Source organism: Faecalicatena contorta, from assembly GCF_001404335.1.
Taxonomy (GTDB): domain Bacteria; phylum Bacillota; class Clostridia; order Lachnospirales; family Lachnospiraceae; genus Faecalicatena; species Faecalicatena contortus_B.
On sequence record NZ_CYZU01000040.1, the window covers coordinates 1 to 3,849 of the forward strand.

Annotated in this window: 3 protein-coding genes and 1 pseudogene; 3 read left to right on the forward strand and 1 reads right to left on the reverse strand. The window is 46.1% G+C overall.

The features are described from left to right. Positions 1 to 88: 88 nt before the first annotated feature. The 3 genes and pseudogenes from ARB69_RS17635 to ARB69_RS17645 all read left to right on the forward strand — a co-directional run. Positions 89 to 385: pseudogene (locus ARB69_RS17635) on the forward strand (D-xylose ABC transporter ATP-binding protein); the annotation flags it as partial. Continuing rightward, positions 382 to 1,353 (forward strand): ABC transporter permease, encoded by a 972-nt coding sequence (locus ARB69_RS17640; protein ID WP_055154534.1) that lies wholly within the window; start codon positions 382 to 384, stop codon positions 1,351 to 1,353. The pseudogene ARB69_RS17635 and the gene ARB69_RS17640, both read left to right, overlap by 4 nt. Before the next feature lie 17 nt (positions 1,354 to 1,370). Beyond that, positions 1,371 to 2,354: a hypothetical protein gene (locus tag ARB69_RS17645; RefSeq protein ID WP_202976930.1), complete on the forward strand. Its 984-nt coding sequence runs from the start codon at positions 1,371 to 1,373 to the stop codon at positions 2,352 to 2,354. A gap of 309 nt (positions 2,355 to 2,663) precedes the next feature. On the opposite strand, the gene ARB69_RS17650 is transcribed toward ARB69_RS17645, so the two are convergent. Next, entirely contained in the window at positions 2,664 to 3,809 is a 1,146-nt protein-coding gene (locus ARB69_RS17650) for a DDE-type integrase/transposase/recombinase (protein ID WP_055154536.1), read from the reverse strand. Positions 3,810 to 3,849 lie beyond the last annotated feature (40 nt).

The following is a 3,849-nucleotide window of genomic DNA, read 5'->3' on the forward strand; positions in this document are numbered from 1 at the left end:
TCTTTGAAAGTCGATTCAAATATGAAAAATCAAGCGGAAATGACACCCGCTCTATTTGTCATGCCCTAATCGACTGTGAATAGTAATGCAGAAAGTTATACTGGGGAAATGGCTCCTCATGAACTGTGATATCATCATTTTTGATGAACCCACGCGGGGAATTGATGTGGGAGCGAAACAGGAAATATACGAACTGATCAATGAACTGGCGAGACAGGGGAAGGCCGTGATCCTAATCTCCTCAGAGCTCCCGGAGCTGATGGGGATGTCTGACCGTGTTATCGTCATGGCAGAAGGGCGGATATCCGGCGAACTTAAAAAAGAGCAGATTCATCAGGAAAAAATATTAGAATTGGCGTCTAAGGCACAGGAGGTTATGTCATGAAGGAAAAGATGAATGCAAACAAAAAGAAAATAGAGTGGAATAATATGGGAATTATTATTGCATTAGCGGTGATGGTCATATTCTTTTCCTTCTCCACGACTTCATTTCTGACGCCGAATAACCTGGCAAATATTGCCCGTCAGATTTCCATAGTAGGAATCTGCGCTGTTGGTATGACATGCGTGATTCTGACCGGGGGCATCGACCTTTCGATCGGATCATTGATCGGAGTTGTCGTCGTGACATGCGCCACCTTAATGAGTAAGGGCGTCAATCCCGTTCTCGTTGTATTCATAGGGTTTGCCATTGGCATTGTGATAGGAGTCATTAATGCAACCTGCATAACCTGTCTGAAAATACCGCCAATTATCACAACTCTCGGCATGATGATAAGTCTCAGGGGAGCCACCTATCTGATATCGGGCGGAATGCCTATCTATGGAATTCCCGAAGGATTCAAGATACTGGGGCAGGGGAGTATCGGGCTTGTTCCGATCTCCATGATTATCATGGTGCTGGTATTTATCTTCGGATATATCATGCTGGGAAAAACAGTTTTTGGCAGGAGGATTTACGGCATAGGAGGCAACGAGGAGACGACCAGGCTGTCGGGAGTGAATGTGAAAAAGGAAATCTATAAAATCTATACCATGGTAGGATTCCTGGGCGCCCTGGCCTCACTCATACTGATGTCAAGGGTAAACAGCGGGCAGCCGAGTGCAGGAGACGGTTACGAAATGGACATTATAACGGCCGTAGTCCTGGGCGGGGTAAGTGTCAGCGGCGGAGAAGGTAAACTGTCAAAGGTAATCGTGGGGGTTGTATTCATGGGAGTCCTTGCAAACGGTATGATGATGCTCAATATCAACGAATACTGGCAGCGGGTTGTGAAAGGAATCGTGCTGATTGTGGCGGTTGCCGTGGATATCCGGTCAAGGGAAAAGAAGGCAAAGCTAAAAACAGCGTAATGCAGAGGGAGACTTTTATGGAAAATACAAACTTAAATACCCAGGCGGCGTCCTGTAAGGCTTGCCCTGCGGACGGATCCGCAGAAAACTGCGGAACAATGTATGACCTGGGCCTGGAGACAAAACCAGATTTTTTAGAATGTATGAAACGGATATACGCGTGGTATGACGGAGAAATACTGGACCGTGTACCCATACGGTTTTCGGCCCACAATGAAGAGTATGACACTGCAGATTCAGCGGACAGCTGGAGCAGTCTGAAAGCCCGGTGGTTCGATACAGAATATCAGGTGTCCGCCTTTGAAAAAAAATTACATGCAAACCAGTGGCTGGGGGAAACATTCCCCATCTACTTTCCAAATCTTGGCCCGAACTTTTTTGCTGCGGTGCTTGCAGACTGTGAACTGGAGTTCGGGGAAGTAACTTCCTGGTGCGAACCGCAGATATTCGGCGAGGAGGATCTGGAAAAAATCTGTTTTCATCCAGAAAGCAGCTATTACCAGAAAATGCTGGAGATGATGGACTATGCTCTCGAGCGGTGTGAAGGGCGTTTTATGGTCGGCTATACGGATATGCATCCGAGTTTGGACTGCGCCGCAGCCTTGCGCGGTACACAGGAGCTGTGTATGGATATGTACGACGACATAGAATTTGTAAAAAAACTGGTACAAAAATGTTTTGCCCCCTTTTTCCCGATGATGGAAGTCTTCCATGACAAGCTAAGACAAAAGAGGCAGCTTTCTGTCTCGTGGATGGATATCCCCTCCTATGGGACGATGCATATACCAAGCTGCGATATGGGGGCGATGATCTCCCAGGAATTCTTCAATGAGATCTCTCTGCCATATATAAAGAAAGAAAGCGAACACTTCGATCATAACATCTTCCACCTGGACGGAAAAGGAGTCGCAAACCATATTGACGAGATACTAAAAATCGATCAGATACAGGCTATCCAGTGGGTGCAGGGCGTAGGAGCGGATAAACCAATCATGCAGTGAGTCCCGTTCATCAAAAAGATACAGGCAGCGGGTAAAAGCATCGTTGTAGATCTCGAGCCCCAGGAACTGGAAACTTTTATAGATGCAGTATCCCCGAAGGGAATCTATCTGTGCATGAACGAAAAAAACCCAGAGACACAAAAACAAATCATAGCGCGGTTGTTAAGGTGGGGGTAGTGGTGAGGGGGGTTGACTTGGGGGACGCCTGCGGAAAGGAGGAGACTGACCAGTCAGGAGATAGGTAAGTCTTTTGTTTCAGGAGATAGGTAAGTCGATTCAACAGGTGGTAAGTCGAATTGTTAATTAGTATCAGTTTAAAACATCCATTGCCGTTATACAAGCGGTTTTTGTATCAAGCATACCAAGTGGAAAGTCGTGAAGCCAAATGATATATGTTTTATCACCGTTTGGCTGCACTCCTACCTGTAAGCCTCGAAGTGATGAACTTACAGAATACAGTGTTTTGTTGATTTTTACTTCTCCATGTTTGTTAATCTTTCTTGGCAGGTAACCAATCGGATATTCCAGTTCTGCTAACGCTTCTTCGTATAGCAGAGTAGATTTTTTATAAAAATCGGATGGAGTACTCATTTGTAAGGCTTCATGTGGGCGGATGTTGTTGTATTCTTCCACCCACAAATCAATGGCGGCTTGATTGGCCTCTCTGCCACCAGGTATTTTTCCTTGAATCTCCCTACTTATATCTGCATGCATGCGTTCGTGGGCACCATTTTGCGTTGGACAGCCTGGATCGGTACGATCCGGAAGAATGCCAAGAGACATCCACCATGCGCTTAAGGTTGTCAAACCAAGGAAGCCATTTGAGGAAGCAAAAGGAGTACCATTATCACTGCGAATGATTTTGGGAAGTCCGTAGTGATAGAATAATTCTTCAAATACAGCTTTGACAGCATCAGCAGTTGTTCTCTCCATCAGGCGGATGGTAAGAATGTATCGGCTGTGCAGATCACGTACGGTCAGTGGAACACAGCGTTCCCCCTGGGACATCCACCAGCCTTTAAAATCAACGGTCCAGACATCATTGGGCTGAAGAGCTTCCAACTTATTACGCAGCTTGGAAGCAGTTGGATCGGGATGCCGAAAGCGTCGTTTGGGAATCAACCCAGCTTTTCCCAAAATGCGATAAATACTACTCTCAGATGGTGTTGGCGACTCTGGATAAGCGCTCTTGTAAAGAACGGCCAGTTTCTTAGGCCCCCAGGCCGGATGAGCGGAACGCATTTTAATTAAACGAATGACGGTATCTTCATCCAGCTGATTCGGAGAATTAGAAGGGGCCCTGCTCTGATCCGCGAGGCCGGAGAAGCCAAATTCCAGAAAGCGGTTTTTCCACTTATGTCCAGTTTTTTCTGAGATTCCAAACTTTTGACAGAGAGCCTTAAAGCTATCAGTTCCACATAGATATTCTGTAATAAATTGTTTACGTTGTTCCATAACAGAGGTCTCCTTCCATGGCATACAGAAACACCTTCTT

Excerpts from the sequence above, each read along its gene's own strand:
- ARB69_RS17640 (WP_055154534.1), top strand. The coding sequence starts at position 382 with ATGAAGGAAAAGATGAATGCAAACAAAAAGAAAATAGAGTGGAATAAT.
- ARB69_RS17650 (WP_055154536.1), bottom strand. The coding sequence starts at position 3,809 with ATGGAACAACGTAAACAATTTATTACAGAATATCTATGTGGAACTGAT.
- ARB69_RS17645 (WP_202976930.1), top strand. The coding sequence starts at position 1,371 with ATGGAAAATACAAACTTAAATACCCAGGCGGCGTCCTGTAAGGCTTGC.